Source organism: Prosthecobacter gellanilyticus, from assembly GCF_007992435.1.
GTDB lineage: Bacteria > Verrucomicrobiota > Verrucomicrobiia > Verrucomicrobiales > Verrucomicrobiaceae > Prosthecobacter > Prosthecobacter gellanilyticus.
In genome coordinates this window covers 41,339-66,420 of record NZ_BKAG01000007.1, presented here as the reverse complement: position 1 = coordinate 66,420, position 25,082 = coordinate 41,339, and the positions used below count along the sequence as shown (strand labels likewise).

Annotated in this window: 21 protein-coding genes; 5 read left to right on the top strand and 16 right to left on the bottom strand. The window is 60.2% G+C overall.

The genetic code is table 11. From position 1 onward, the window contains the following. Positions 1-124: 124 nt before the first annotated feature. Both BGE01nite_RS06655 and BGE01nite_RS06650 read right to left on the bottom strand, forming a co-directional pair. Positions 125-2,950, bottom strand: coding sequence for a PVC-type heme-binding CxxCH protein (locus BGE01nite_RS06655; protein ID WP_146849651.1), 2,826 nt, complete (start codon positions 2,948-2,950; stop codon positions 125-127). Positions 2,951-2,998: 48 nt separating this feature from the next. Beyond that, positions 2,999-3,256 carry a hypothetical protein gene (locus BGE01nite_RS06650; RefSeq protein WP_146849650.1) on the bottom strand — a complete coding sequence of 86 codons (258 nt, stop codon included), beginning with the start codon at positions 3,254-3,256 and terminating at the stop codon, positions 2,999-3,001. Between the two features lie 175 nt (positions 3,257-3,431). Between BGE01nite_RS06650 and BGE01nite_RS06645 the strand changes: the two genes are divergently transcribed. Then, on the top strand, positions 3,432-3,932 hold the full coding sequence (locus BGE01nite_RS06645) for a hypothetical protein (protein ID WP_146849649.1): 501 nt from the start codon (positions 3,432-3,434) through the stop codon (positions 3,930-3,932). Between the two features lie 9 nt (positions 3,933-3,941). On the opposite strand, the gene BGE01nite_RS06640 is transcribed toward BGE01nite_RS06645, so the two are convergent. Beyond that, positions 3,942-4,535, bottom strand: a complete 594-nt coding sequence (locus tag BGE01nite_RS06640) for an LOG family protein (protein ID WP_146849648.1) — start codon at positions 4,533-4,535, stop codon at positions 3,942-3,944. A 129-nt stretch (positions 4,536-4,664) separates the two neighbouring features. Here BGE01nite_RS06640 and BGE01nite_RS06635 point away from each other — a divergent pair, with 129 nt between their 5' ends. The 3 genes from BGE01nite_RS06635 (at position 4,665) to BGE01nite_RS06625 (ending at position 8,332) form a co-directional block, all read left to right on the top strand. Then, the gene (locus tag BGE01nite_RS06635) at positions 4,665-5,276 is read left to right on the top strand and encodes a superoxide dismutase (protein WP_146849647.1); all 612 of its coding nucleotides are present in this window, start codon (positions 4,665-4,667) and stop codon (positions 5,274-5,276) included. Positions 5,277-5,507: 231 nt separating this feature from the next. After that, positions 5,508-6,935, top strand: a complete 1,428-nt coding sequence (locus BGE01nite_RS06630) for a Gfo/Idh/MocA family protein (protein ID WP_146849646.1) — start codon at positions 5,508-5,510, stop codon at positions 6,933-6,935. A 5-nt stretch (positions 6,936-6,940) separates the two neighbouring features. Further along, on the top strand, positions 6,941-8,332 hold the full coding sequence (locus BGE01nite_RS06625) for a hypothetical protein (protein ID WP_146849645.1): 1,392 nt from the start codon (positions 6,941-6,943) through the stop codon (positions 8,330-8,332). Between the two features lie 84 nt (positions 8,333-8,416). Here BGE01nite_RS06625 and BGE01nite_RS06620 read toward each other — a convergent pair whose 3' ends face one another. From BGE01nite_RS06620 to BGE01nite_RS06590, 9 genes are all read right to left on the bottom strand, one after another. After that, positions 8,417-8,785 (bottom strand): hypothetical protein, encoded by a 369-nt coding sequence (locus BGE01nite_RS06620; RefSeq protein WP_146849644.1) that lies wholly within the window; start codon positions 8,783-8,785, stop codon positions 8,417-8,419. Between the two features lie 248 nt (positions 8,786-9,033). Beyond that, the gene (gene mutM / locus BGE01nite_RS06615; protein WP_146849643.1) at positions 9,034-9,846 is read right to left on the bottom strand and encodes a bifunctional DNA-formamidopyrimidine glycosylase/DNA-(apurinic or apyrimidinic site) lyase; all 813 of its coding nucleotides are present in this window, start codon (positions 9,844-9,846) and stop codon (positions 9,034-9,036) included. 29 nt (positions 9,847-9,875) lie between these two features. Further along, complete coding sequence (gene ffh, locus BGE01nite_RS06610) at positions 9,876-11,369, bottom strand: signal recognition particle protein (protein ID WP_146849642.1); 1,494 nt, start codon at positions 11,367-11,369, stop codon at positions 9,876-9,878. A gap of 173 nt (positions 11,370-11,542) precedes the next feature. Continuing rightward, positions 11,543-13,339 (bottom strand): GreA/GreB family elongation factor, encoded by a 1,797-nt coding sequence (locus BGE01nite_RS06605; RefSeq protein ID WP_170266643.1) that lies wholly within the window; start codon positions 13,337-13,339, stop codon positions 11,543-11,545. 223 nt (positions 13,340-13,562) lie between these two features. Then, positions 13,563-14,921 (bottom strand): tetratricopeptide repeat protein, encoded by a 1,359-nt coding sequence (locus tag BGE01nite_RS06600; protein WP_146849640.1) that lies wholly within the window; start codon positions 14,919-14,921, stop codon positions 13,563-13,565. Between the two features lie 40 nt (positions 14,922-14,961). After that, positions 14,962-15,138 carry a hypothetical protein gene (locus BGE01nite_RS28915; protein ID WP_170266642.1) on the bottom strand — a complete coding sequence of 59 codons (177 nt, stop codon included), beginning with the start codon at positions 15,136-15,138 and terminating at the stop codon, positions 14,962-14,964. A 75-nt stretch (positions 15,139-15,213) separates the two neighbouring features. Further along, positions 15,214-16,479 (bottom strand): UDP-N-acetylglucosamine 1-carboxyvinyltransferase, encoded by a 1,266-nt coding sequence (gene murA / locus BGE01nite_RS06595; RefSeq protein ID WP_146849639.1) that lies wholly within the window; start codon positions 16,477-16,479, stop codon positions 15,214-15,216. Positions 16,480-16,576: 97 nt separating this feature from the next. Next, the gene (locus BGE01nite_RS28910) at positions 16,577-16,726 is read right to left on the bottom strand and encodes a hypothetical protein (RefSeq protein ID WP_170266641.1); all 150 of its coding nucleotides are present in this window, start codon (positions 16,724-16,726) and stop codon (positions 16,577-16,579) included. 243 nt (positions 16,727-16,969) lie between these two features. Continuing rightward, positions 16,970-17,311, bottom strand: coding sequence for a low molecular weight protein tyrosine phosphatase family protein (locus BGE01nite_RS06590; RefSeq protein ID WP_146849638.1), 342 nt, complete (start codon positions 17,309-17,311; stop codon positions 16,970-16,972). A gap of 66 nt (positions 17,312-17,377) precedes the next feature. Here BGE01nite_RS06590 and BGE01nite_RS06585 point away from each other — a divergent pair, with 66 nt between their 5' ends. After that, positions 17,378-18,058, top strand: a complete 681-nt coding sequence (locus BGE01nite_RS06585) for a metallophosphoesterase (protein ID WP_146849637.1) — start codon at positions 17,378-17,380, stop codon at positions 18,056-18,058. Positions 18,059-18,217: 159 nt separating this feature from the next. Here BGE01nite_RS06585 and BGE01nite_RS06580 read toward each other — a convergent pair whose 3' ends face one another. Genes BGE01nite_RS06580 through BGE01nite_RS06565 form a run of 4 tightly spaced genes read right to left on the bottom strand, consistent with a single transcriptional unit; the run spans position 18,218 to position 24,969 of the window. Then, positions 18,218-18,652, bottom strand: a complete 435-nt coding sequence (locus BGE01nite_RS06580) for a cyclic nucleotide-binding domain-containing protein (RefSeq protein WP_146849636.1) — start codon at positions 18,650-18,652, stop codon at positions 18,218-18,220. 45 nt (positions 18,653-18,697) lie between these two features. Continuing rightward, complete coding sequence (locus tag BGE01nite_RS06575) at positions 18,698-19,876, bottom strand: GumC domain-containing protein (protein ID WP_146849635.1); 1,179 nt, start codon at positions 19,874-19,876, stop codon at positions 18,698-18,700. A 30-nt stretch (positions 19,877-19,906) separates the two neighbouring features. Then, a complete protein-coding gene (locus tag BGE01nite_RS06570; protein WP_146849634.1) occupies positions 19,907-23,422 on the bottom strand; it encodes a hypothetical protein in 3,516 nt (1,171 codons plus the stop codon). A 53-nt stretch (positions 23,423-23,475) separates the two neighbouring features. Next, positions 23,476-24,969 carry a type IV secretory system conjugative DNA transfer family protein gene (locus BGE01nite_RS06565; RefSeq protein WP_146849633.1) on the bottom strand — a complete coding sequence of 498 codons (1,494 nt, stop codon included), beginning with the start codon at positions 24,967-24,969 and terminating at the stop codon, positions 23,476-23,478. Between the last annotated feature and the right edge of the window lie 113 nt (positions 24,970-25,082).

The following is a 25,082-nucleotide window of genomic DNA, read 5'->3' as shown; positions in this document are numbered from 1 at the left end:
ATACGAGAATCACTCCGGCAACAACTCTTAGTGTGATGGTGAGCATTCGCATAACAATAGGTGCAACTAAACAACTGATTCCAAACAAAAGAAGGCGGGTGGGGACACCCGCGCTCCATAGGGGTCACTTCACCTGCACGGGGTGCATGAGGAAGGCGATGAGGTCACGGATCTGGTCGGGCTGGAAGGCGAGGAGGAGGCCTTCGGGCATCATGGACATGGGGGAGGCGTCTTGTTTCACGACTTCACTTTTCTCGATGACGGTTTCCTCGGTGAGCACGCGCAGCGTGAGGGTGCGGGCATCCTGGCGGGCGACGACACCGCTGAGCACGCGGCCGTCTTTGAGGGTGACTAGGCTCATGCGGTAGTCGGCACTCACCACACCGCTTGGGTCGGCGATGTTTTCGAGGAGGTAGTCGAGGTTCGCGCGGCCGGAGCCGGTGAGGTCGGGGCCGACCTTGCCGCCCTCACCATACATCTGATGGCAGGCGCCGCAGACGGCGGTGAAGAGGATGCGGCCCTGGCTGAGGTTGGCCTTGGCCAAGGCAGCAGGCGTGAGCTGTTTCTTTAGTTTCTCGATGAGCTCTTTTTTGTCGGCAGCGGACTCGCGCAGCTCGCCCCAGACATCGGTCAGCTTTTTGGTTAGGGCCTCGTCATTGAAGGCGCGGACCTGACGGGCATGGAAGGCGGTGATGTCTGTGCGGGTGATCTGGCCCTTGGCCACGCTCTCCAGCATGGCGGTGGCCCAGGAGGGACGTGAGACGAGCACATCCAGCACGGCGGGGCGGTCGGCGGAGTTGAACTTGCGATAGTCCTTAACCAAGCGCTGACCGATGGTGGGATCATCAAAGAGCGCGAGACCACGAGCGGCGGCGACATTGAGGCCGCGTGTTTCGAGGAGTGATTCACAGACTTTGCGCAGATCGTCAGGGCGAGCATCGATGAGAGTCTTCAACGCGGCTTCACGGGCGGCCATGTCAGCCTTGTCATCGACCACAATCTTTTTCACGTCATCAAGAGCACGGCCATCGCCGAACAGGATGGAGAGGTCGCGAATCATGGTGGGGCCGTTTTCGCCGAGCAGCGAGACATCAACCTTGGCGACCTTGTCCCAGGCAGCGGGCTTCGTGACCTTGCGCAGGCCTTTGAAGGCTTCCGACATGCCTTCGAGGATGGCCAGGATCTGCTCGGGCTTCGCTTGAGCGAGGAGATCGTTCAATGCTTCGGGTTGGGTCGTGAGGCTGCGCGTGAGCCACTTCAAGGTCTTGGGCCAGGTGCAAACCTGCGCGAGTTTCACCAAGGCTGCGGGCTCACTTTTAGCCAGCGGGCTGATGCCAAACCAGACCATGTAGGGCAGGAAGGGATCACTCGCATATTGAGCATGCTTCAGCAGTTCCACGGCGAGCTCGGCGCGATGCTTCAGAGGCAGGCGCTGAAGCGTGCTGGCGAGGGTGAGGTGGACGAGGCTGGAGTCATCGTTCTTGGCTAGATCCAGGAAAGTTTGGAGTTCCTGCACTTCTTTGACAGCCTGCGGATGGGCTTCACCGGTGATCTTGTCGAGGGGCCAGAACTGGGTCATCTCGCGGATGGCGAGGACGCGCTGATGCTCGTTGCCTTTGAGATCGGCTTTGGGGACGGGCTTGCGCCATGCCCAGGCGGCGGAGGGCAGGTTGGAAGCTTGCTCTGCTTTGAGTTCGGGCTTCTTCGTCTCACCATAAGTGATGCGGAAGATGCGGCCGGAGGTGCGGTGCACGCCGGTGGATTCGTGGCATTCGCCGGTGTCGCTCCAATCCAAAATAAAACCGCTGCCGTCGGGGCCGGTGCTGATCTCGATGCCGCGGAACCAGAGGTCATCACTGAAGAAGACATCGGGCTCGTGCTTGCCGACATAGCCGCTACCGTTGCGCTCCAGGCGCTCCACGTTGGCACGACGACCATGCATGTTGAGAGTGAATAGTTTGTTATGGTAGGTCTCGGGCCACTGGGTGCCCTGGTAGATCATCATGCCGATGTGGGCATGACCGCCGCCGAGGCTGTTGGCCTTGCCGTCTCGGGATTCCGTCCAGCTGCCGCTGCGGTCGTAATGGTAGTGATCGGCGATGGTATCGAGCTTCTCATACACGAAGGGATTCATGGTGCTCGAGTCCATGAGATGAGCGCCGGGGATGAGGTGCCAGAGGTGACCAGTGACCGTGTTGATGAAGAACATCTCGCCGTCCTTGTCCCAATCATGGCCCCAGGGATTCGTGGTGCCGTGAGTGAGCACCTCGACGATCTTCTTCTCGGGATGGAAGCGCCAGATGCCGCCCTTCATGGGGATGCGCTGCTCATCGGGTGTGCCGGGCACGCCGAGATGTCCGGGGCAGGAGTGACCGCAGCGGCCGTAGAGCCAGCCATCCGGGCCCCAGCGCAGACCGTTGGCGAAGTTGTGGTAGTTGTCCTTCGCGACAGTAAAACCATCCAGCACGACTTCTGGCGGACCATCGGGGATGTCATCATTATTGGCATCCGGGATGAAGAGCACCTGCGGCGGACACATGAGCCACACGCCACCACGACCGACCTCCACACTGGTGAGCATCTGCACGTCTTCCGTGAAGACCTTCCGCGTTTCCGCCACGCCGTCCCAGTCCTTGTCCTCGAGGATGATGACGCGGTCCTTGAGGCCAAGGTCAAAGCGCTTCGCCCGCTCCGCATAGGTGTAGTTTTCCGCCACCCACATGCGGCCTTTGGTATCCCATGCCATGCCCACGGGATTCTGCACCTCTGGTTCGGCGGCGAAGAGCGTGGCCTTAAAACCTTCCGGAAGCTTCAGGGCCTTCAGCGCGTCCTGGGGAGAAGTGGGCTGGGGATCACCAGGATCTGAGTTGTAGAGCTTCGGGAAATCAGCCGCCTGGGCGAAAGCGAGGAAGGACAGAAAGGACGCAAAGGGCAGGAGGGAACGCGGCATAACAAAAAGAATCGAAAGAGGCAGGCGAAAGGGTTCAGGCGGAGGAAGTCAGGGATCGAGGCCGAGGGACTGTCGGTGCTCCGGGACGGTCGGAGCAAGGGTCAGCGAGCCACAAGACGTGCAAAGCAACCCGTTGGCATCGCGCTCGGGAGTCATGTAGGTCTTCCAGCCTCCGTCTGGAAGACGGATCTGAAGTTCCGAACTTCCAAAGCCGGTCAGGATGGCATTGGCGATGTCACGATTCAGTCCAGCTTCGACTTCGACCAGGAGTTCCTGGCAGATGGGGCAGTGGCAGGCGTCGGGCATGATTCGGCGGGAAAGGCTTTCTACGGGGTCAGTGAGGGATTTCGAGCACCTTGGAGGGAGCCGGGCTTCAGGCAACTTTCTTCGAGAGCGGTGTAAGGCTGGGTCTTTGGAAGGCAAAGCTCCACCATGGACAATCGAGAGGACGGCTTGCTAAGATGCCTCGAACAAGAATTCGATGCCCACTCCAACCAAGTTCCGCAACCTGCTCATCACGACGTTTCGTGGCTTGGGGCTCTCCTTTCTTTTTGGAGTGGGTGCCCTCGTCATTCTATGTGGTGGGACGTATGTTTTCTACTGGTGGGAACAAAGCTCCTGGAGAGTTTCCGCACTTTCACGACTCGCGAACGCGGAGCAGGCGGATGCGATGGTCCAATCTGAGTTGAGCCAAATCAAGGTTCCAACGTCCGAGTCGTACCCCGGATCATGGGTAGGCAGATATGTGATAAAAATGACCAACGGAGAGCACTTGGTTTATGAATACTGGCACAGAAAAGCGCTGGTGGCGGATCTGCTCCTGGCTCGCGGTTCGGATGGACGCTGGTATTCGGGCAACGATCACTACTGCAATGACATGGCGATGATTCGATTTTTTCCGCCATCCTCGTCGATCGCCGAGTTTGCCAGCAAGTATTCCCTGCACGAGTTTGACGGCCCGAAACAAACCAAGGCGCAGTGAATCTGCGGATCAGCGCGCAGCTTCATCGACGAGATCCGTGATCCACTTCCCGTCCACGTAGGGCTGGAAGCTGCGCATGGCGGTGAGGAGGGCGGCGGGAGCGGTCTCAGTGAGGAGGCTGGCGCGGTGCTCGGGCTTGAGGAAGCCGCTGGCGCTCATGTGGTCCAGGAAGGTGAGCAGGTGATCAAAGAAGCCGTTCACGTTCAGGATGCCGACGGGCTTGTGGTGAAAACTGAGCTGCAGCCAGGTGAGGGTCTCGAAGAGTTCATCCAGTGTGCCAAAGCCGCCGGGGAGGGCGATGAAGCCATCGCTGAGGTCCACCATCTTTTGCTTCCGCTGATGCATGGTCTCGGTGATGTGCAGCTCGGTGAGAGTGGCGTGGCCGAGTTCCTTGGCGAGCAGGGACTCAGGGATGACCCCGATGACCTCGCCACCGGCGGCGAGGGCGGCATCCGCGATGACACCCATGATGCCCACTTTCCCACCGCCGTAGACGATGCCGATGCCCTGACGGACGAGGTAGGTGGCCAGGGCGGCAGCGGCTTCCTGGAGCACGGGGTCGTTTCCGCGGCTGGATCCGCAGTAGATGGCAATTCGGCGCATGAGGTGTCTTTGACGCAGGGGCGGGCAGGCTTCAAGCGCGGGCTGTTTTCGAAAAAAGTGGCGGCAGCTAGCCCTTGCCGCCTGACGTATCTCCCGCTACCTACCCACCCCGAACCCAACACAACCCTTATGGCACACACCCTTCCTGCCCTTCCCTACGACAAGGCCGCTCTCGAGCCGCACATCGACGCGACGACGATGGAGATCCATCATGGCCGTCACCACAATGCCTACGTGACCAACCTGAACGCCGCGATCAAGGACAACGCCGAGCTTGAGGCGAAGTCCATTGAGGATCTCTGCAAGAACATCAACAGCGTGCCAGAAGGCATCCGCGGAGCTGTGCGCAACAACGGCGGCGGTCACTTCAACCACACGCTGTTCTGGAACATCATGGGCCCGAACGCTGGTGGCGCTCCAACGGGTGCGCTGGGTGACGAAATCACCTCCACCTTCGGTTCTTTCGATGCTTTCAAGGAAGCCTTCGCCAAGGCGGGTGCGACCCGTTTCGGCTCCGGCTGGGCCTGGCTGGTGGTGAAAGATGGCAAGCTGGCCATCACCTCCACGCCTAACCAGGACAACCCGCTCATGGACGGCAGCGGCACCCCGATCCTGGGCTGCGATGTCTGGGAGCACGCCTACTACCTGAAGTACCAGAACAAGCGCCCGGACTACATCACCGCCTGGTGGAATGTGGTGAACTGGAGCGCCGTGGCGGATCTCTTCGCGAAGGCGAAATGAGCTGACTGACTACCTGGATTTGAGATTTGAAGGCCGCGGCAGAGATGCCGCGGCTTTTTTGTGTTTAACGGAGGGGTGGCGAGAGATGAGGGCAGTTGGTGGATTGGCAAGACTTGCTCGGCCCACGCACCACAACCCCATTGGAATGGGGTTGTACGTTGGAATCCGTCAAACTTCCCGAAGTCCTCTGTTGCTGCGAGAGGCGTGGCACGGCTAGAATTTGCCTCCGCCATGAAAAAAGTCCCCTTCTCCACTCGCCGTCAGTTTCTCACCACGGGGGTCGCTGCCCTTGGTTTCCCGATGATCGTCCCGCGCTCTGTCTTCGGAGCACCTGGACGTCCGGCTCCTTCGGAGCGCATCACGGTGGGGGCCATCGGCTGGGGGACCATCGCGGGAGACTGGACACCGAGCTTTCTGAACAATGAGAAGTGCCAGGTGATCGCTGTGGCGGACCCGATGAAGGAATACGGGCACTACGGTTATGATGGCAAGGAAACGGGTGGTCGTGAGGCCGGGAAGAAGATCATCGACGAGCATTACTCGAAGGCGGCGAATCGTCCCGCGAAGGCCTGCACGGCCTATGCGGACTTCCGTGAGATGATGGAGAAGGAAGACCTGGATGCGGTGCAGGTTTCCACACCGGATCATTGGCACGCCTACATGGCCATCTATGCAGCACGCAAAGGCAAGCATGTCTATGGTCAGAAGCCGCTGGCGCTGAACATCGCCGAAGGCCGCCGCATGGCAGATGAGGTGGCGAAGGCCGGTGTGACCTGGCAGACGGGCAGCCAGCAGCGCAGCGACATTTATTTCCGCATGGCCTGCGAGATGGTGCGTAATGAGCGCATCGGCAAACTGAAGCGCGTGCGCGTGGGCCTTCCCGGCGGCCACAGCAACTGGAACGGCATGGCGGACAAGACCGAGGTGGCACCGGTGCCGGCGGACTTTGATTATGAAATGTGGTTAGGCCCGGCGGAGCAGATGGACTACCGCCCGGCGCTGCTGCCGCTGAACTGGAGGCATAACTTTAATTTCTCCGGCGGCATGATCACGGACTTCGGCGCGCACCACATCGACATCGCGCAGTGGGGCATCGGCACCGAGCACACGGGGCCTGTTGAACTGAAGAACGTGAGCGGCACGCTGAACAAGACGGCTCTCTACAACACGGCCACGGCCTTCGCCTTTGACTGCGTGTATGAAAACGGCGTGCTCATGCAGGTGGCCAGCCCGGATCACAAGCTGATGCCCGAGGTGGAGGCAGCGATGCAGTCCGCCAGTGGCGGCAACAAGAAGCCCTTCGACCATGTGGGCGTGCTCTTTGAGGGCGATGCCGGCAAGTGGATCTACGTGAACCGTGGAAAGATCACCGCCAGCGATCCGGCGATCCTGCGCGAGAAGATCGGGCCTAACGAAATCCATCTCTACGAGAGCAAGGACCACACGGACAACTTCCTGAGCTGCATCTATGACGGCAAGCGCACCTCCACCCCCGTGGAGATCAGCCATCGCAGCATCACCATCGCGCATCTGGCCAACATCGCCCTGCGCACGGACAGCGCCGGCTTGAAGTGGAATCCGCAGAACGAGACGATCGAAGGCAATGAGGCGGCCTCCAAGCTGCTGTCCAAAGAATGGAGAAAACCCTGGGCCCTGTGATCTGTTTGAAACGACTCCTCCAGAGCTCCGCAGCCACAGTGCTGCGGAGTTTTTGTGTTCTCATCGCGGTGGCCACGGCTTCCGCGCAGACGCTGCAGCTCAATCCTGCGGACATGCTGAAGGGGAGCGGCATCGGGCAGGCGCAACCGGCCACAGCTTCCGTGGCTCCAGCGACAGCCACAGCGGCACCGGAAGCTCCGCCTGCTGCTGCATCCGGATTACCTGCCCCTGCCACTGCTCCCGATGCGACGGTCCCCGCCAGTCCGCAGAAGGTGGCGCAGGGTTATCTGTATGTGGAGCCTTATCAGGCGCGCTTTGAGGCCATGTTTGATGCGGAGCGCTTCTTGCGCTGGCTAAACCCTCTGAAGGAACTCCCGGCGGAGCTGGATGCGGCGGCGCAAAAGGCCGCCTGCGAGGCCGCGCACAAGCAGGTGCAGGACTGGTGTCACCTGAGTGCGAATGGCACGCGTGTCGAAGGCGCGTTTCTGGGAGTCTCCGTGATCAAAGGCAAGCCCGGGGCCACGCTGCCCATGAAGGCGGATGAGACGCTGCCGCTGAACCAGGCTTTGTTTGGCTTGATGTGGGAGTTCCCCACACCGCCAGGGCCGGACGAGGTCATTGCGGAATGGCATGGGTTCTTTGAGGAAATCTCCACGATGCCCATCCGTGTGTTTTTTGGGTCCAAGTCGGAGACTCTCGAAGTGAGCCGTGTGCTGCCGAAAGCTTCCTGGAAATCCCAGGGCCGCCTGCCGCTGCCCACGCCGCTGGCGAAGGTGCCGCAGATCGTGGTGGTGCCGGGGACCAAGGTGCCGCTGGCTTCCATCATCTGGGGGCTGGGAGGCCTGCTGTTCTTCATCTTTGTGCGCATTCATGAGCGCCACCTCCCAGGAGGCTCGCTGCCGTTTCTCTGCGCCTGGATCCTCGGCGCGGTGCTGAGCTGGCCGCTGCTGAACATTTCGTTCGGCGGAGGGGCGGAGATCCCGACGGTCACGGAGAAGAAGGAGGCGGAGAAAATTCTCACGCCGCTGCTGCGGAACGTGTATCGCGCCTTTGACTACCGCAACGAGTCCGAGATCTACGATGTGCTGGCGCGCAGCGTGGACGGCGAGCTGCTGCGCAAGCTGTATCTGGAGACGATCCAGGCGCTCACGCTGGAAGGCCGTGAAGGCACGCGCGTGACGATCAGCGAGTTCAGCGCGGATGTGATGGGTGTGGAGCCATTGAAGAGCGGGCCTGGATTTGTGAGTGACTGCCAGTGGACCGCGATGGGCACGGTGGGCCACTGGGGGCATTCACACACACGGGTGAACCGGTACAATGCGAAGGTGACGATCAGTCCGGTGGAGAATGCGTGGAAGCTGACGGCGCTGGATGTGACGGAAGCGCGGAGGCTTTGAGGGAAGCAGTGTGATTTAGAACCCTTTTTGTTAGGCAAGATCCACCGAGATTCGGGGAGAACAGGTTGGAAAACCTGTTCTACATCAAGGGTTCCGGTGCTTCCAGACGCTGGCGAGGTTCATGCCGTAGTTGGACTCCTGCTGCCGGCTGGTGAAGGTGCGCTTGAACCAGTTGGTCTTGAACTCCATGGGGAGCATGATGGAGGGGGCTTTGGGGTCGTAGACGAAGGGCGTGCCTTCGTGCGCGAGGAGGCCGGGCTGACCGAGGTCGGCCAGAGTTTTGGGCCAATGACCTTTGGCGGAGCGGAAGGCGATCACGCCCTCCCCGAGTTTATGAACGGCTGTCCAGGCACGGCCGCGCTCGGTGTGGGGAAAGATGGCCCAATCCCATACCAGCCATCCGAGGATGATGGCGAGTGCCAGCCCCATTTCGAACCGCAGGTAGCGTTTCATGACGGCAGGAATTTAGTCGGGGTGGTGGTGGTCGGACAAGGGAAATTTGCGGCGTTGCCCCTCGTTTGGAGTGCAGCCTTTAGACGATCTGGGGCTCTTGTGACCTGGCAAGGTCATGGAATCCTGATCGGCTGAAGCCTTGACTCCAACATGCTGATCACGCAGCGGGGGTGCCTTTGTCATCGCAGGCGAGACGCCTGCACCACACTGTGCTACTTTGAGCAGGCGGGACGCCTGCACCACATTCACTACTTTTGGCACTTGGGGCAGAAGAAGGTGGAGCGGTTGCTCATGACAAGGCGTTTGACTTGGGTGCCGCAGGCGAGGCAGGGATCGCCTTCGCGGTCGTAGACGCGGAGGGACTGGATGAAGTAGCCGGGCTCGCCTTTTTCATTCACGAAGTCACGGAGGGTGGTGCCGCCCATCTCGATGCTGGCGGCGAGCACCTCGCGGATGGCAGCGACGAGCTTGGCAAAACGCGGCCTGGTGACCTTGCCAGCCTCTTTGTTAGGGTGAATGCCCGCCATGAAGAGGGCTTCGCAGGCATAGATGTTTCCGACACCGACGACGGTGTGGGAGTCCATGATGACGGCTTTGATCGGCGCTGACCGGCCTTTGCAGGCTTGGACCAAGGTTTCCACGCTGAACTCATCGCTGAGCGGTTCGGGGCCGAGATCGCTAAGAAGCGGATGCTGGGCGGGATCTCCTTCGATCCATAGCGCGGCGCCGAAGCGACGTGGATCGTGCAGGCGGATCTGTTTTCCTTGATCCGTGGTGAGGGCGAGGTGGTCGTGCTTTTTCCAGACAGTGTCTGGATCACTCACGCGCAGGCTGCCGGACATGCCGAGATGCAGCAGCAGGGTGCCGGTCTTGCAGGTGAAGAGCAGATACTTTCCGCGGCGCACACCCTGGGTGATGCGATGCCCCTCGAGCTCGTGAATGGTGTCAGGCACGGGCCAGCGCAGGCGCTTGTCACGCACAACCACTTCACGGATCACGCGCCCCACCAAATAAGGTGAGACACCGCGCAGGGTGGTTTCGACTTCAGGAAGCTCAGGCATGGGGAGATGCGCGAACGCGAATACGAAGCCTAACCCCCAAGCTTCGGACGTTTGCCGAATTTACCCATTTTGTTAGGCTTGAGGCCGCCCATGCCGCCGGGGAACATGCCTGGAGGCATGGGGGGCATTTTGCCACCGCCGCCCATCATGTTGGCGAGACCGCCGAGGAGGCCTTTGCCGCCTCCGCCGCCGCCAGGTGCACCACCGCCGCCGCCCATCATGCCGCCGGCGAGCTGGGAGAGCATGCCTTTGTTCCCCATGAGCTTTTTCATCATCTCAAACTGCTGCACGAGCTGGTTGACCTCCACCACGGGACGGCCGCTGCCGTTCGCGATGCGCTTGCGGCGGCTGCCGTTGAGGATCTCCGGCTTGGAGCGCTCTTTGGGCGTCATGGAGAGGATGATGGCCTCGGTGTGCTTGAGGCGCTTGTCATCCACACCGGGCATGTTCTTTAGCGCGCCCATGCCTGGAAGCATGCCGAGGATGCCTTCAAGAGGTCCGAGGCGCTTCATGAACTTGAGCTGGTTCAGGAAGTCCGTGAAGTCGAATTTGTTCTCCTCGAAGCGACGCATCATGCTCATGGCCTGCTTCTCATCGATTTCCTCCGCGGCTTTCTCCACGAGGGTGACGATATCACCCATGCCGAGGATGCGCTGGGCCATGCGGTCTGGGTGGAAGACCTCGAGCTGCTCCACCTTTTCACCGACACCGATGAACTTCACCGGGCAGCCGGTGACCTGGCGCATGGAGAGGAGGGCACCACCACGGGCGTCACCATCCAGCTTGGTCATCACCAGGCCGCTAAGGGTGACCGTCTCATTGAACTTCGAAGCCACGGCGACGGCCTGCTGACCAGTCGCGGCATCGGCCACGAGGAGGGTCTCGCTCGGTTGCACGAGGTCGCGTACCTGCTTCAGCTGGGTGAGAAGCTCGTCATCCACTTCCTGACGACCGGCGGTGTCAAAGATGGCGACTCCCCCGCCCTGCTCGTCCAGCCACTTCAGCGCCGCACGGGTGGCTTTGACGGGATCTGTCTCGCCAGCAGGCGGGACACAAACGGGCACGCCGAGCTGCTGGCCGAGCACCTGGAGCTGGGTGATGGCGGCGGGGCGATAAAGGTCGAGCGCGATGAGGAGCGGGCGCTTGCCCTGCTTCTTCAGCCAGGAGGCGAGCTTCGCGGAGGTGGTGGTCTTGCCAGCACCGTTCAGACCGACCATCAAAATGCGCTGAGGCGGGCTGAGATCCAGCTCCGTGGCACCACCACCGAGGAGCTTCACGAGCTCGTCGTGGAAGATCTTCACGATCATCTGACCCGGGTTCACGGTGCGCAGCACGTCCTCACCCTGCGCGGTTTCGGTGACGGCCTTGATGAGGTCTTTGGTGACGGTGAAATCCACATCCGCCTCGAGAAGCGCCATGCGGATGTCCTTCATTGCATCCGCGATGTTGGATTCGCTGATCTTGGCGGTGCCGCGCAGTTTGCGGAACGCATCTTCGAGCTTTTCTTGCAGGAGTGAAAACATGAGACGGGGGTGGGAACCTTCTCTGTGGCGCAGAAAAGGGCGTGGGGCAAGGAGGGACCGGCTCTCGGTGAGCGGTTGGCTGTAGTCGGTAGCCGGTGAGCAGTCAGCCGTTTAAAAACAAACTCCCGCGCTGGAGGTCCAGAGCGGGAGTTTGGGAAGGGATTGAGGAAGAATTAGGCGCCGGTGTTGTAGGCGCGGATGGCGGTGATCTTCACCTTGCGGCCGTCAGGGAGTTCAGCTTCTTCGCCGATGGCCTTGCCGGTGAGGACTTTGGCGATCTCGGAGAGGTAGGAGACGATGTTTTTCTCCACATTGCTGTCCCAGGCACCGAGGATGGTGAGGGATTCAGAGTGGCCGGTAGCGGCGTCCGTGTAATCAACGATGGTGCCGATGCCGACGACGGAGGTGTCCGCATTGGCGAAGTCGGTGCCGCGGGCGCTGCCCACGTCACGCTCCAGTTCGTCACGCATGCGGTTGAGGATGCCCTGCTGGTCACGGGCGGCCTTGTAACCACCGTTTTCACGAAGGTCACCCTCTTCACGGGCGATCTGGATCTCGTTCTTGTTGTGGGGGATCTTGACGGTGACGAGCTCATGAAGCTCAGCCTTCTTCTTCTCCAGGCTGTCCCAGGAGACGCGGAGAGAGGTGTCCTCACGACCGGCGTTCTTGTCCTCCATGATGCTTTCGAACTCAGGGCGTGCCTTGATGACACGGGCCATGAGGGAGCGGCGGGTCAGCTCATCCAGCACGGTGCTGCCGAGCAGACGTTTGACAAAGTTCTGCACCATCTCCTCATCTGGGTCCACGGCCCATTCACCGATGAGCGCCTTCTCCGACGAGAGGACGTCCACAAGACGACCGGTGCGCTTCGGACCACCACTGACGTGGTCGTCTTCGATGGTGTCGAGCACGGCGTGAGCAAGGTCGATGCTGAAAACAGACTTGGCGAGACCATCACGCTCTTTGCAGGTCCAGATCAGGATGTCCTGGGTCAGGGTGCGGTTACGGACGGCTTTCTTTAGGTAGTCAGCCAGAGCTTCGATCTCACCATTGGCATCGAGAACGATGGCGATCTCACCCACGGCGCGACCACCCGTGCGGGCGATGTGGTTGAGGAGCTCAACGACCCAGCCGCGGTCCGGGAAGGCATCCGGGAAGGCGCGATAAAGGCGGCCGTAGAGAGAGGCTGGCAGACCGGCGACGTTTTCGGCGATCTGGCTGCGGGCTTCAGAGACAAGGTCGGAAGCCTTGAAGGAACCCATCGGAAGCGTGGCTCCCTGGATGCCATCAATCAGCTCGTCACGGGAAAGGAGGAGCTGGAGGCTTTCCTTGAGATGCAGCTTCCAGGCTTTGCGGACGGTGTCCGAGATGTCCTGGAAGACTGGAGCCAGCTCCTGGGTGGGGTTTTCGAAGAGGTCGATGTCCTTCTGGATGAGGGCGAGGACGCCGAGCTTGCCCTTCAGGTCACGCTTGAAGAGGAAATCCTTCACCATGCCGCCGCCGGGCTTCTCAGCAGCGTCACGAAGCACGAGAGGGTCCTGACGCTTGGAGGGGACGACGATGTGGCGGGCGCTCTTGAGGGCGCGCTTGGCAGCTTCCCACCATTTCTTGTAATCAGCCTCGGCAACAATGCGGGGCTTCAGCAGGCCTTCGAGCTGGTCGAGGGACATTTTGTTGCCGCTGGACTTGAGGGCGAGTTCCACAAGGGCGATCGAGTCGGACTTGGCCATCTCCTTCAGGGTGTCCAGCTCGGAAAGACGGCGGGACAGAAGGTGCGTGGGAGGCAGAATCTCCAGGCTGCTGATGGCGAAGCTGATTTTCAGCGCATGACCAGGCTTGCCTTCGAAATCGATGAGCAGTCGGTCGCCAATCACGTCCCATTCTGCGATGCGGCCAACGCCCCAGCTTTTATGCAGGACGAAGGTTCCTGGTTCGAGCTGGGAAAGCTTTTCTGCATCAGCGGAAGACAATTTGCCTGCCGCCACCAAATTTTGCGCCTCGGAATTCATGGGGGCGCGATGCTAGCAGGGTGTTCAGGGCTAGCAAAGGAAACTTCCCGTGGCCTGTTTCTAAAGTACTCAGCCGCCCGACTTCATTCTGATGTTTTTACTGTGCCTAAAAGTCATACAGCCGCAGATTGGAGTCTGCGGCTGTAGGAGGGAAACGGGCGGTTTTCCGCCTGCTGGAGATGAATCAGGAGTAGGAGGACTCCACGCGCTTGGCCACGTCTTTGTAGCCGTAGTCAGCGTTATAAATTTCCTTGAGGGCATCCAGGCTGGCGGCCTTGTCGCCCATTTTTTCGCAGACGAGGGCCAGTTCGTAGAGGATCTCCTTCTTGGTATTGTCCATGATGGTGAGCTCCTTGTTCGCTTCCGAGAAGGAACTGCGGGCAAGATCGTTCATGTTCTTTTTCTCGAAGCAGCGGCCGAGCAGGAGCATGGCCTTGATGCGAATATGCGGGTTGGCCTTCGCCTGCTGGAGCTCTGGAAGGGCTTCCGTAAACATTTCTGCGGCAAAGAAGGCCTGACCGAGCTCGAAACGCAGACCTTTGTCCGTGGGGTTGCGCTCCACGCGGGCTTTGGCCTCGCTGATCATGGAAGAAGCGCGCTGGAGGCGGATGGCCGCCAGATTCTGGCGCTGCTCCGCGGCCTCAGGGGCATCGGGATAAGCGGCCAGCCACGCCTCGATCTGGGCGATGTAGGCGTCCTGGCTCTTGTCACGCAAAAGTTCCGCGCGGCGCTGCAGGGAGACGTCCCCAGGGTTCAGCGTGAGAGCGTATTCGAAGAAGGAGAGGGCGTTGGTGAGATCTCCCAGTTCCTCGTAAAGCTGGGCGATGGCCTTGACGTGGTTGATGTTGGAAGGCTCGGCATCGTATTTGGCGGAGAAGCTGGCCAGGAGAGATTCCGTCTGCTCCGTGGTGCGCCCCTGCTTGTTGAGGAGTTCGAGCTCGTTTTGCTCGTCGGTGTTTTTGACAGCGTCCCTGAAGTTACCGCCCCAGCCCTGACGCATGATGGAACCACGCGCGGCTGCGTCTTTCTCACCTTTGATGGCGAGCATGTCACGCGGATCGATTTCAACGATGGCCTTGTAGGTCTTGGCAGCATTCTCCGGCTGCTCATAGGTCATGTAGTGGGTGGCCAGCTGGTGGAGCAGCTTGGTGTTCGTGGGCTGCGCCATGCGCAGGGTCTCCAGGGCAAAGGAGGCCAGATCATAGAACTGCACCTTGACGGCGAGATCATAGAGCTGGCGGTTGCCGCTCTCACTGAAGGGATCTTTTTGGAAAACGCGCTCCTCAAGGTCGGCGATGGCCTCCCAAGGGTCTTTTTTGCCACCACCACCGCCGAAGCCCAGGCTGAATTTCTTGCCCGTGCCGATGTATTCCCCTTCGGCGCGGCGCAGTGCCTTGCGCCCGTCCAGGAAGGTGGGCACGTCTTTCACGATCGGGAGGATGAGGCTGGCGGCGTATTCCCAGTTTTTCTGTTCGATGGCGAGCAGGCCTTTTTTCCAAAGGTTCTGGTGCTTCGGTTCGAGTTGAGCTTCGTTGACGGTCATGGTTTGAGCAGGTGGGGGGACGGATCCGAGTGGCAGAAGGCTACTTTTTCGCCTCGGGGGCGGGGCTGGCACCCACCAGGGTGGTCAGGGCACGCCATTCCTCGCGCACACCCTGGCTGAACCCATCCATACTGAAACCGTGCTCAAAGAGCACCATCCAGACGAAAGTGGCGGCGAGGAAGGCGAGGAACCAGAGGATTTTAGAAAGCAGGCGCATGGGCCGGGAAAATGATGTTACTACAAGAAAAAGGACCGAAGCGTCCAGCACGTTTTCATTTTGGGCCGTCCAGCCCTACTCCCTGACACGTTCCAGCTGAGCCCCGAGGGAGGCCAGCTTGTCGTCCAGATGCTCGTAACCGCGGTCGATGTGATAGAGGCGGTTCACGTCGGTCTTGCCCTCGGTGACGAGCCCGGCCAGCACCAGGGCGGCGGAGGCGCGGAGATCACTGGCCATGACAGGGGCGCCCTTCATTTTCGAGCCGCCGCGGATGCGGGCAGTGGCTCCCTGGAGATCAATCTGCGCTCCCATGCGCTTCATTTCCGCCACGTGCATGAAGCGCTGCGGGAAAATGGTTTCGGTGATGGTGCTGACGTCATTGATGACGCAGGCAAGGGCGCAGAACTGTGCCTGCATGTCCGTGGGGAAACCGGGATAACAAAGAGTGGTGAGGTCAAAACCCTTGGCGTTCGGATTCGGGGCGATGCTGATGCTGTCCTTGGTGATCTCGACCGGGAATCCGCATTTTTTCAGCACGTCCGTGACGGATTTGAGGTGCTCAGGCATGACGCGCTTGATGGTGATGCCGTCTCCCAGCATGGCTCCGGCGCAAAGGAAGGTGCCAGCCTCAATGCGGTCTGGAATGACGGTGTGCTCGGCGCCGATGAGCTCCTTCACGCCTTCGATGACGATGCGGTTGCTGCCTGCGCCCTCGATCTTCGCGCCCATCTTGATCAGGAAGTTCGCCAGATCCTCCACCTCAGGCTCCGCGGCGGCGCCTTCGATGATGGTGGTGCCTTTGGCCAGCACGGCGGCCATCATGACATTGTCCGTGCCGAGCACGGTGGAGCCGTGCTTGCCCATGAGGTTCATGGTGGCGCCTTTGAAGGTCTTCTTCGGTGCGTTGACGCTGATGTCACCGCCCTCCACCTGGATCTCCGCACCCAGGGCCTCGAGTCCTTTGAGATGGAGGTCCACCGGACGATCACCGATGACGCAGCCGCCCGGGAGCGAGACGGTGCACTTTCTGAGGCGGCCGGTGAGCGGACCGAGCACGCAGATGGAGGCGCGCATTTTCCGCACGAGCTCATAGGGAGCCACGGATTTGATCTTCTCCGCCTTCACGACGACGACGCCGCTGGCGCGCTCCACCTCGGCGCCGAGCTCGCCAAGGATGCGGACCATGTAGTTGGTATCGCTCAGGTCCGGGACGCGGCGGATGGTGCAGGTGTCCTTGGTGAGGAGGGTGGCCGCCAGGATGGGCAGGGAGGAATTCTTGCTGCCGCTGATGTTGACGCGGCCTTTCAGAGGCGCGCCGCCGTGAACAATGAGTTTTTCCATGATGCGCCGTCATTGGCGCGCCGGAGGCAGGTGGCAAGCGGGAAGATGACCGGCTTTTCGCCACAGGCAGAAAACTAGAGTCTTTTCGAGAACCCGGCTAAGACATGATGCGGCGCCCCAAAAGGATGAGGCAAAGCAGAACGGCCAGGGGTGTGATGACGTAGATCACGAAGTCTCCAACACCGTCTTGCTGGGCACCGCCATTGCGCAGACGCTCGATCTCATTGAGATGCGTGGCGTCGATCATCTCTTGGGACGTCTGCGCTAAGATCGGAAGAGGGCCAGGGAGAACCGCACGAGAGAGAGACATGGGAGAATGTCCTTTGAGGGTTTCGATAGACCGCCCACGCATCACCCTCTCCCTCTTGGCGAACACCGTGAAAGTCGCGTCGAGGGAGAGAAGTGACACGTGGACGTACTTGAATTACCGTTGAGTCGCCCAACCGTTACACAAAAAGTAAAAAATAAGTAAGTCTCCTTCAGTGGCCCATTATTTCGTCTCCGAAGTAATTGCAGCAAGATGAGGCTCCACACGCTGAATGAGGAGCTCCATCAACTCAGGAGACATGAACTCATAGTCATCACTGATATCGAGCACGCCGATCTGGAGATCTGGATACAGGTCCGGGAAGTCTTCGCGCAAACGGCGCTTATGCGTGTGCTCCATGACGAGAATGAGATCTGCCCAGCGGAGCAGCTTCTCTGTCACGCGAATGCGCGCGGAGGCGCTGGTGCCCGCGCTGCGCACCTGCACACGCGCATCCTGGCGGTAAACCGCCTCCGCGGTGGGACTGCGCCAGTGATTGCGTGAGCAGAGAAAAAGGATATTCATGTGAGCCATCACGATGCCGCGTTCTTTTGCCCGGGAGAAGCGCGAAAAGCCATCGTCTTTTCTGCCATGCCCAACGCCCTTTCTGAATCCCGCGCCTGCCTGCCTCCGCCGCACCCGCCCGAGGTGGCCAAGGGTGTGATCCTGGATGCGCGGCATGCTCTGGTGCATGCGGAGCAAGGCTGGATGGCGATCGCGGATGTGCACTTTGGCTATGAGGCGCGGCGAAGGCGTGCGGGTGCGCTGCTGCCTGACTGGGGCATGCCGCAGTGTGAGCGTGTGCTGCATGAACTGGTGAGGGACCATCAACCCAAACGCCTGATCCTGGTGGGTGACATCATGGACGGCAGCGGCACGGTGGAGGAGACGCTGGAGCTGCTGAAGCGCCTAACCGAGAGTGTGAAAATCATCTGCGTGCTGGGCAATCATGACCGCGCGGGACTGAAGCGTGGCATGAGCATGATTCCGTCTCACCGCGAGGGTGAGTTTCTCTTTGAGCACGGGCATCTGCCGTTGTCCGACCATGAAGGTGTGATCGTGACGGGGCATGAGCATCCGGCCACGCATTTCCGGGACGGCGCGGGCTTGCGGCTGAAGCTGCCGACGATGGTGCAGGAGCAGATCAGCGCGAAGACGCAGCGGTGGATTTTGCCGGCGTTCTCTCCGTGGGCAGCGGGAGGGGAGTACACGTCCGAGCACAAGCGCCTGCAAACGTGGGCCTGCGGGAAGGGACGGGTGTGGAGGGTGTGAGATCTGGAGAGATAGCGTAGGCTTCTCGCGCCCTTCCAGGGCGCGATGAGATGAGACCTGCGCATCGCGATAGTCCGGGGGTTCTCGCAAGCTTCGCTTGCTTCACCCCCGGCTAATTTCTCTCGAGCCTCCGGCTCGCAATGCAACCCGACAGCCTAATCAACGATTCGCCAAGTCAACGAACTTGTCGTTCATGGTGCGGAGGCGGTGGGAGAGGCAGGTGGCGATGCGCTTGAGGAGGCGGTAGGCGACCTTGGAGTTCGCGGTGTGAAGGCGGTCGAGGCTGTCCTTGGAGATGAGCCAGACTTCAGAGTTGTTCACGGAGCGCACGGTGGCGCTGGCGGGACCGGGATCGAACACGCTCACCTCACCGAGGGAGTCGCCGCTTTCCAGGAGGGCCACGCGCTTGAGCTCTCCATCCACCTCCTGAAGCACCTCAATCTGGCCGCGCAGGACGAGGAAGAGATTTTCGTTTTCATCACCCTGCTTGATGATGATGTCTCCGGGCTCATGGGCGCGGGAGTCGCCATAGCTGGAGAGAAGCTGGAGTTCGTTGGCGCCGAAATTGGCAAGAAGGGGGGTGAGGGATGCCATGGTTGTAAAAATTGTTAGGTTGGAATGGGAATGATGCCGCCCGGATCAATGGCGACCGATGCGGGTCTTCAACTGGTCCACACGAGTCTCGGAGTTCGCCACCTTCTGCTGCTGGTTTTGAACCTTGGCATCAAGCCTGACGCCTTTCTGATCCAGCTTCTGGATGTCGCGGACTTCCTTCTGCTTCAGAGCATCGGAGACGTGCGGATTGTTGGCGGCGTTGTTTAGCGAGTCTTGCTTCAGTTCACGCTTCTGGTCATTATCCCTCTGGCGATTGAGGTAGTCGGCCAGCTTCGCCTCACGGCGCTGGAGCTTCGCCTCGGCATCATTGAGCTTGGACTGGTTGTCCCGGCCAAGGGCGGCCTTGATCGTGGTTCCCACACCGACATGCGCCCCAACCTGGAGAGTCGCGTGGTCGGCCTCGCCAAGCTGCTGGGAGGTTTGCTCCATTTGCTGCCTGAAAGCATCATCCTGGGACAGGGCGACAGCAGCGGGGCTCGCATTGATCGCCTCCGTAAAATCATCAAGCTGCGCGGTGAGAAACTTCATCGCCGACCGGCTGGCCTCGCAGGTCATGGCGGCCCGCTCCCTGGTTGACTGTGAGGCGTTGTTGTCACCACGAATGGCGCCGAAGTCATTGCTGATCTCATTGATGGCGCCCCTCAGCATGAGTGTGTTCACCGCCAGCCGCTTCTCCGCCGCGTCACGATCGGCTCCGACGATATCGCCAGGAATGCCTGAGGAACAAGCCTGCATAAACTCACACGCATCAGGAGAAAGCTTGTGCTTCTCTGAATCGAAAGCATTCAGCAAATCACGCGTGGCATCAGGCACTGCGGCGTCATGGTTTTGCACATGTCCATGGATGTTGAGAGGCTGGGTGTGCTGATGATTGCGGCCGACGTCCTCAGCTTTGCCCTTCACCGCATCAAAGAACCGCGAGGCGCTTTCACTCATGTAATCCGTCATGAACTGTGTGCTGGCATTACTTTCCCGCAACAAGGTCTTGGGCTCTGCGCGGGCATTCTCCACACCCTGGTTCACGATGGCCCTGCCGACCTCGCAACAAACCGCCTGCTTTTGCCGGCCTGTGAGATTGGGGTCGGTCATCAAATCCTGGAAGGCGGTGGCGCCAGCCGCAACGTTGTTGTTGCCGTCCAGGCCGGCAAAAATGGCTGTGGCTGCGTTTTGAACCGCTGGATCATTACTAGGAGTGTAAGGCATAAGGGAAAATCAGATTGAGGTTGGGGAGCGCTAGCCTTTGAGCTTGGCGCCGACGGATTTGGAGCCGTCACGGACGGCGGTGTTGACGACCTGGCCGACCTTGCTGCGGTCGAGCTGCTTGAGGCCGGGGAAATCTTTTTTCAGGGCGTCCATCTTCTCTTTGATCTCGGGCTCGGTCTGCTTGTCACCGCCGGGCGCGCCGTTCTTGAAGTCATTGTAGGCCTTGGGATCTGGACCGAGGAGGCCTGCGGCCTTGATGGCATCTCCCCCGCCCTTCTTCAGATCACCGAGCTGTTTCTGGAGGTCTTTGTACTCAGCCTGCTTCTCAGCAGGGACCTCGTGCAGCGGCTGCTCGGCCCCTTTGTTCTCCAGCTTCTGCGCCACGGCAGACTTGGCCGTGCTGGCGATGCCCTTGATGGAGTCACGCACGCTGGCGAACTTGGATTTTTTTCCTGCACCTTCCTGGCCCTGGCCTTGCGCCTCCTCATTGGCGGGAGCCTGAACGGCGGGCTGGTCTTGTTTTTGGTTATTCGCCTCGGGCTCGATCCCCTGCTCCTCGTTGGGCAGCTCGTTGATCTCGATGCCGGACTGCTCGCCTTCGATCTCCAGCTCGCCGGAGGCTTCGAGCTCGATCTCGCCAGCACCTTCCTCAAGATTGGCAAAGTCGTTTTCGATGGCATCTATCTGGCTCTGCGTGAGCGGGATGTCACCGCTGGCTTCGAGCTTCACCTCGCCGCTGGCCTCCAGCTTCTGATCGTTGGCATTGGCCTCGATCTCGATCTCACCGGCGTTCACTTCATTCTGCGGCTGCGCGACCTGTTGCTGATTCGTGGCGAGGCGTGCCTGCGCGGCGATCCGAGGCTTCATGGGCTCCACAGCCTGATCCAATGCGGCGCTGAGCTTTTGCTGCTCGACTTTCTGCTCCTGAAGCGTCTCCTGACGCGCCTTCTGCGCGTTGTCAAAGATCTCCTCCAGGCCGGCGGTGACCTCGGGATTACCGTTCAACTTGGACTGGTTCAGCCTCGCCAGGGAAGCCGTTATGTTTTGATCATGGGTTTGCAGGTCAGCCTCCAGCTTCAGGAGCTTCGACTGGCCGTCCGTGATGTTCTTGGCCAGGCCTGCGTCTTGGAGCTGGCCTGGATTCCCTGCAATATCAGCGCGTGCATCTTGCACTCCTTTTTGGTAGGCCGCGAACTTGGCATCCACCTGGGGTTTGGGCACGTCTGTCTTTTCCAGAACCTTGCGCTGCTCATGCTCTGGCTTGGTCGCGTTAATGGCGAGCGTCTTCTCCGTGTCCGCGATGGCAGCCCCCAAATAGGATGCGGGAGGAGGAAGGCCGGTCGTCTTGGAGAGGTCGTTTCCGGGGGTGACCTTGATCTGTGCCTCGCGGGCCACGCGGAAGGTTTCGTCGTTAAACTTGTCCACCACGCGGCCGTCCTTCCTTAGGTCCTTGACATGATCCTGCAGTTCCTTGAGGCGGTTCACCGCGCCATCAATGGCCTCGGTTTCCAGGCCAGCCACGCCGCCAGGTGTTTCAATGCTCTGCAAAGCTTTGCGCAGATCGTCAGGCTTGAGAGCCTCAATCTTGTCCGCTGTGTCCGAGTGCATGAACATGGGTTTGGTGCCCACGGCCTTGGCCGCCACGGCATCGTCCTGGAGCATCTGCTCACGGTTCACCGTCGGGAATGCGAGATCATTGTCGATGCCGCGAACTTCCTTATTGTTAGGATCCACGAAAATGTTCCCCGTATGGCGGTCAATCTGGCCGGTGATGTAGTCCTGGGCCTCCAGGTCGAAGAGGCCTTTCTGAATGGCGGGATCCTTGTAGTCAGCCTTGAGGAAGGACTCCTGCGGATTTTCCCGCGTGGGCCGGGTGAGGATGGCGGCGCCGGGAACGGCCACACTCAGCGTGGAGGCCTGGCCATTGCCATCCATGGCAAACTTTTCCTCGGCCACAGCGTCCATGCCGAGCGCCTTGTTCACGGTGGAAGTGGCCACGGCGCGGGTGAGCAGCGTGGTGGTGTCTGCCCCGAGCGCTTCTTTCTTGGCCGCCGCATCCTGCACCATGGTGCCCCCATAGGCGTTTCCGACCTCGTTCTCCCGGCCATAGAGAGGCCCCATGGTGCCGAGCACGTTGACGTCTTTGGCGGCAGAGGCCTCGACGGCGTCATCCGCCTTCTGAATCTCCGTACGCCTTGCCTTGACGGCATCTTTGTCCTCAGGATCAGGCGCGGGTTGAGAACGAACGTTTTGATGGGCCTGCTGAAGCTCGGCGGTCTTGTTCCCGAGTCCCATCTTGCCGATGGCAAAGGTGGTGCCGCGGTTATCGAGAGCCTGGGTGGAGTCCACCTTGAAGGTCTCGCTGGCCTGGGATTTCTTCGCCGCCAGGCTTTCGGCCGTTTCAGGACGCACGCTCAGCTCGCCGCCGATGCCATAGGTCATCTTTTGGTCGAACTCGTTCTCTTCCACGGCAAACTGCGCGGCAACGCCAGCCTTGCTTTGTTGCAATGCTTGTTGGGCTTTCTCGATCTCCTTCTCGAGATGCTTGCGCTCGCCATCGACACCGCCGTGGCGGATGTTCCGCAGGTTGGCGATGACGCCGCCCTTGTTTTCCAGCTTGCCCATGCGCTCATTGAGATCATCCAGACGGGCCACATGCGGCTTGATGGCCTGGGCTTCGGCGAGGAGCTTGGGCTCGACGCCTTTCACTGTGTCCAGACCATTGGCGCGGCTGAGTGTCTCAGCATCCACGCGCATTTTGGAGAGATCACTTTTGCTCAGATCCAGGCCGCGAATGTTGGCGCCGCTGATGTCAGGATTGACCGCGAGGTCGATGCGGGACGCGATGTAGACTTCTTCCTCCGCAGCATCCGCATCAAAGCCTTGCTGGGCGGCGAACTCCACCCCCATCCTGGCCGCTTGCTGCATGCCCGCGACCTTGAAGTCGTGAGCCTGTGACTCAAAGATTTTCTGCTGCTGTTTGAGCGTGGAGATGGTCTGCTCGAGACCTGCATCTTTAAACTGCTCACCCGACTGCTCCTGCACGGATTTTTTCAGGGCCGAATATCTTTCTTCCAGGGTCTGGATTTTGTTCCCGAGGTCGATGCCGGGGCTGTCGCGCATGCTCATCTCTGCCTGCAGCAGGTCCCGGGGATTGAAGGCATTGTTGCGGACATTCATCCAGGTGCCCACGGCGTCCTCGAGGTATTCCCGGCTCGCTGGCACATCAGGGCCGTTTTTTTTCGACTCCGGACCACGGGCGGAGGTGATGTTCTTCTCCACCAGGTAAAGGTTTCCCAGCTTGTGACCGAGCTCGATAGAGTCCACTTCATTGAGCGTGGAGACCTTCCGCCCGACATCAAACATGTCCTTGAGCTGCTGATCACTCACCTTGCCGAGGTCCAGCTCCTTGCCGCGTGTGTCAAAGATCTTGATGACCTCTGCCTGACGAAAGGAGTCCTGATACTTCCCCACCTCGGCACTGAATTCAGTGGCGAGATTGGTCAGGTTGTCGTGGGCCTTTTGTTGATCGGCGTCGAGGGGCATGAGGTGAAACGGTGTGCGGGCTTCTTGAAACAATGAAGGTCAGCGAGAGGTCATCACTTCCACCAGTCCGGGATCTTGCCGGCGCCATCCATGGCGGGGATGCGCATGCGGATCTTGTCCTTGCTGGGATGGACGATCCAGGCGGTGGCGTCTGGCATCTTCATGAGCTCGCCGGGCTGGACCTCGTAGTCCCACTCTTTGTTCACCGTGGTGCTGCTGTCCTTGCCCAGGAAGCCATAACTGCGGGACTTTTTCTTCTTCTCGATCTTGGCGATGAACTCCGCCACGGCCTGCGCGCCTTCAGGATCCGGCTGGCGGAAGGCGATGCGGGAGCGGCAGTTCAACGTGAGCACCTGAGCGGTTTCTTTTCCGAGCACGGGGAAGAGCGAGGCATCACTCTGCATGCCGAGGATGAGGCAGCAGTTCGCGGCGCGGAGACGGTCGATCACGTTGTGGTCGGAGATGCCGTCCTCACTGGCAGTGGCGAGGGCCTGGAACTCATCCATGAGGGCGATGAGGAGGTTCTCGGTTTTGCGCTCGGACTTCGGTTTATCAAACCGCATCATGGCATGCGTGTAGAAGAGCAGCTTGATGTAGGTGTTGATGTAACGGCGCTCGGTCTGGAAGGTCTGCGGCATGGCGGTGCAGAAGACGCGGCCCTTGTCCACATCGGTGATGTCGATGGTATTGGGCAGGTCTGAGCAGAAGATCTCCGCGATGTCCGGATGCGTGAAGAAGCCGAGCATGACCTTCAGCGTGCCGACCAAACCTTCTTTTTGTTCGGCGGCCTGGGCGCTGAGGAAGGTCTGATCGAAGTACTTGGCCATCTTGATGCGCTCAGGGGTGCTTTCGGCATCGAGAAGCTCGTTGAAGAGCTCTTCCATGGTGGATTTGTCCGTGAGGAACTCATAAGCGCGGAGGACGTTCACGGGTTTGCCAAGAGTTTCGAGCAATTCAAACGCACTCGTGAGCGCCTGCTGCGCAGCGGGTTTGAAGAAGGAGGACTGCTCGCCTTCGGTGAGAGATGCGCCGGTATCGACCAGGTTCTTCGCGTGCGTGGTGTAGGGCAGGCGTGGATCGGAGACGAGGTTGTAGCGCTCTTTGGGCTGCCAGGAGCGGTCACTGCGGTCCGGGCGCACCATGAGCACGCAGACGTCATTCGGGCGGCCGTGACCGGTGAAGTGCTCCATGGCGAAGAAGTGCTCGTCCCCTTTCGCGCCGAGGATCAAGCCGCCCCAGTTAGGCCGGGCCATGCTGATCTGGTGGAGCAGTGGATTGAAACCGGAGGTGGTTTTGCCGACGCCGGTATCTCCGGTGATCAACCAATGACGCGTGAACTCACCGGGCTTCCACTTCAGGTGCTTGTATTTCACGATGAAGTCTTTGGGGCCGAAGTCAGGGTCCCACTTCAGCAGCACGAAGGCGCCGAGCACGCAGATGAAGGCGACTCCTCCGGTGACCTCATTGATGCTGTCATACTGGAACATGTACCAGATGCCAAAGGTGGCGACGCCAGCGGCGGTGAGGAATTTGAGAAAGGAGAACATGAGGCGGGGCGAGCGGATTCGGCGTGATCTGTCAGCCGAAGTAGCCCCGTCCGGGCATTCTGTGACACACTGACCGGGCTTGTCACAAAAGAGCGGCGATGGGGTAACTGAGA